The 3,280-nt window shown below is 66.5% G+C and carries 2 protein-coding genes and 1 pseudogene; all 3 read right to left on the bottom strand.

The window, feature by feature from the left end; all coding sequences use genetic code 11:
* Positions 1-620 (bottom strand): annotated as a pseudogene (locus AWC25_RS00540) (transposase); the annotation flags it as partial.
* An 84-nt stretch (positions 621-704) separates the two neighbouring features.
* A complete protein-coding gene (locus AWC25_RS27745; protein ID WP_308204739.1) occupies positions 705-2,645 on the bottom strand; it encodes a tyrosine-type recombinase/integrase in 1,941 nt (646 codons plus the stop codon).
* Positions 2,642-3,163, bottom strand: coding sequence for a tyrosine-type recombinase/integrase (locus AWC25_RS00530; protein ID WP_264034069.1), 522 nt, complete (start codon positions 3,161-3,163; stop codon positions 2,642-2,644). The genes AWC25_RS27745 and AWC25_RS00530 overlap by 4 nt, the downstream gene beginning before the upstream one ends.
* Positions 3,164-3,280: the final 117 nt, after the last annotated feature.

Here is a 3,280-nt window from a genome sequence, read left to right as displayed (position 1 = left end):
ACCACGCCCTTGCGGTTACCGCGCCGGGCCGGGCAGATCGCCACTGAGACGCCGTAGTGCTTGGCGACCCCAGCGAACGAGGCGCTCACTCGTCCCGAGCCTGGGTCGCAGACCGTGGCCATCCGATCGAAGCGCCACACCCGCGTGACCCCGCCCAGGCTGCGGGTCACCCGGTCGAGGCCGGCGACCAGGTGCGGCTGATCCTCGGCCGGCGCCAAGAAGGCGCGCCACTTACCCGAATGCGCCAGTGAGCCGACCAACAGGTGAGCGGTCTTGCCCCAGCCCCAGGATGCCGGTGGGTCGGGCAATTCCAGCCAGTCCCGCTGGGTTTCATCGCCCGGGGCGTGTGGGATCATCGCGTTCGGGCGCTCGGTGGTGGTCCGGCAAGCCTGGCACACCGGGCGCAGATTCCGGGTCCGGATGTTGCGGGTCAGGCTCTGATACGACAACCCGAACCCCAACTCCTCGAGTTCGTCGAACAGGGTGCGGGCCCACAAGTGCTGGTCCTCGGTCAGCCGCGCGGCGACGTAGTCGACGAACGGGTCGAACGGATCCGGGCCGGGCCGGGCCCGCACCCCCGGCGTGCTGTCACCAGCCAGATACTTGCGGACCTTATGCCGCAATGACCGTTATGCCGCGCAGACGATTTCTGACTGTGGTCGGTGCCGGACAGCTCCTGATGATGTCGACATAATGTGCTCCGGTTACAGGTTGCTGAGGAAGGCGAGTAGGTCGTCGGGTGGGTGGTAGCGATCGGGATCGCTGTCGCCGGGTTTTGTCCGGGCCAGGGCGCGTTCCTTGAGGGCCATGTCGGCGTGGAGGTAGGCCTGAACCGATTGCGTGGACTCGTGGCCGAGCCAGAGTGCGATTACCGAAAGGTCGACACCGGCGTGCAGCAGCGCCATGGCGGTGGAGTTCCGAAGGGTGTGCGGAGAAACGTGTTTCGCAGCCAAAGCCGAGTTCGATCGGGCCGCGGTTGCGGCGTGCTTGGCGACAAGCTGCTCGATCGCGTCGCGGCTGAGCGGGCGGGCGGATCGGGTGCTGAAGATCGGGTCCGCATCGTCGCCGCCGCGTTCGGCTAGCCAGTTGCGCAGCGCGGCAACGGTTGTCGCTGTCAGTGGCGTGACGCGATTCTTGCGGCCCTTGCCGTGGCAGCGCAGGTGCGCGCTAGCGCCCAGGTGGGCGTCCTCGCGGCGCAGCCCGATCAGTTCCGATACCCGCAGCCCGGTCTGAGTGGTCACCTGAAGCAGAGTGTGGTCACGGCGGCCGGTCCAGGTTGATTGGTCGGGCGCGGCGATCAGCGCGGTTATCTCCTCGGCGGTGAGGAAGCAGACGCCGGTCTGGTCGAACCGTTTCGGAGGCATGGCTAGCACGCGTTGGATGAGACCGCTGTGCTCGGGCAGCCGGTAGGCGGCGAAGACGAACAGCGAATGGATCGCGGCCAGCCGCGCGTTGCGGGTGGTGACGCTGTTGGCGCGATCGGTTTCCAGGTGCTGCAGGAACGCGGTGATCAGCCCGACGTCCCAGTCGCCGATGTCGATCGTGTTCGGCGGCTTGCCGGTGCGGTCGCGCGTGAACACCAGCAGCAGCCGGAACGTGTCGCGATAGGCGGCGATCGTGTTGAGGCTAGCTTGCCGCTGGGCCATCAGATGGTCGGTGAAGAACGCTTCGAGAAGCGGGCCCGAGCGTGGCCATGACAAGGCTCCTTGAGCAGTGGTGGGAACAGGACTTTCCAGACGCTGCGCGGCCAGAGCCAGCAACTCCGGGGCAGCTTGGAGGTACCAATACGTCGATGCCGGCGATATATGGCCAAGCCAGGTCGACAGCAGCGGTAGCTGCGCTTGAACATCGGCGCCGGATCGATACCAGTCGAGCATGGTTCGAATGGCGAACGAATGGCGCAAATCGTGGATGCGTGGATGCGGTTCTCCTGGGGCGCAGCGGATTCCGGCGGCGGGGAGGAGATCGGCGAAGGTGTAGTCGATGGTGTTGACGATCAACCTGCCGTTCCTCGACACGAAGAACGCCAGCCAGCGGTCGGTGCCGGGTGTGGCGTCGCGCAGCAGACTGTAGTCGCGCAGCGCTGCGACGGTGGAGGCGTGCAGCAGGACCTGGCGGGACTTGCCGTATTTGGAGTCGATGATGGTCAGCACCCCGGTTTCGAGATTGACGTGCTCGCGGTTCAGGCGCACCGCCTCCCCGGCCCGCATGCCGGTCACCGCCAGAAGACCGATCAAGGTCCGGTAGGTCGCCGCGCGCAACCGCTGCCGGGACATGCTGTCCGCGGCCCGCATCAGAGCGCTGATCTCCTCCTCGGAATACAGATGCGGGACAGGGCGATTCGGGAAACAACGCAACAACCCGGCCGGAGGCACTTCGCAGCGGGGGTCCAAAGCGTTGAGGTGACGGGCGAAGCCCCGTACCACCGACAGACGCCGCCGATGCCAGCGCGGGGTGCCCCCGGGCGTCGCGATGGCCCACGCCACCGCCGCGGCGGTCGTGACCGTCGTGGCATCGGATCGTTCCAAGTAGTCGAGGAACTGCCTGAGCAGGATCTCGTTCTCGGCCAGCTTGTAACCTAGTGCCCGACGCACCGCCAGGTAGTCCTCGGCGCGCCGGCGCAACGTCACCTCCGTGGCCATCATGTGCCGGGCCAGGGCCGCACCAAGGCGCTCAGTGCCCGGTGATCCAGCTTCGCGTAAACGGCTGTGGTGGACTGGTCCCGGTGCCGAAGCAACTGCCCGACTTCTGCCAGCGACGCGCCCCGACCGAGCAGATCACTGGCCACCGAGTGCCACAGCCGATGTGGGCCGATCCTTGCGACCCGGCCACGATCACAGGCCGCGACGACGATGCTGGTGATCGCGCTCAGCGACAGCGGTGTGAACGGTGCCCGGCCGATGACGAACACGGCGCGAGAATCGATCCCGCACGGCCGGGCATTAATCAGGTAGTCCACCAGGGCTCGACCGACATCGTCGGGCAGCGGCAGGACCTCGTTTCGGTTTCCCTTGCCGCGGATCAACAGCTGACCAGCCTGCCAGTCTATGTCGTCCAGGCGTAGCCGCGACACCTCACCGTTGCGTAATCCCAACCGGGACAACAGCATCAGAATCGCGTAGTCGCGACACCCTAGGGCGGAGGTCCGATCGCAGCTGCCCAGCAGAGCCGCGACGTACTCACCGCCGACGGCACGGGGCAGGTGTCATTCGCCTAGGTGATGGGACCATGGTTTGGCCACGGGCTAGGGACCACCTGTTTGGCTCAGTGGGGATGATCT

The organism is Mycobacterium sherrisii (genome assembly GCF_002102355.1).
Taxonomy (GTDB): domain Bacteria; phylum Actinomycetota; class Actinomycetes; order Mycobacteriales; family Mycobacteriaceae; genus Mycobacterium; species Mycobacterium sherrisii.
This window is presented reverse-complemented; position numbering and strand designations above follow the sequence as displayed.

What these genes read in the sequence shown, in the direction of transcription:
- AWC25_RS27745 (WP_308204739.1), bottom strand. Translation starts at nt 2,645, where the DNA reads ATGATGGCCACGGAGGTGACGTTGCGCCGGCGCGCCGAGGACTACCTG.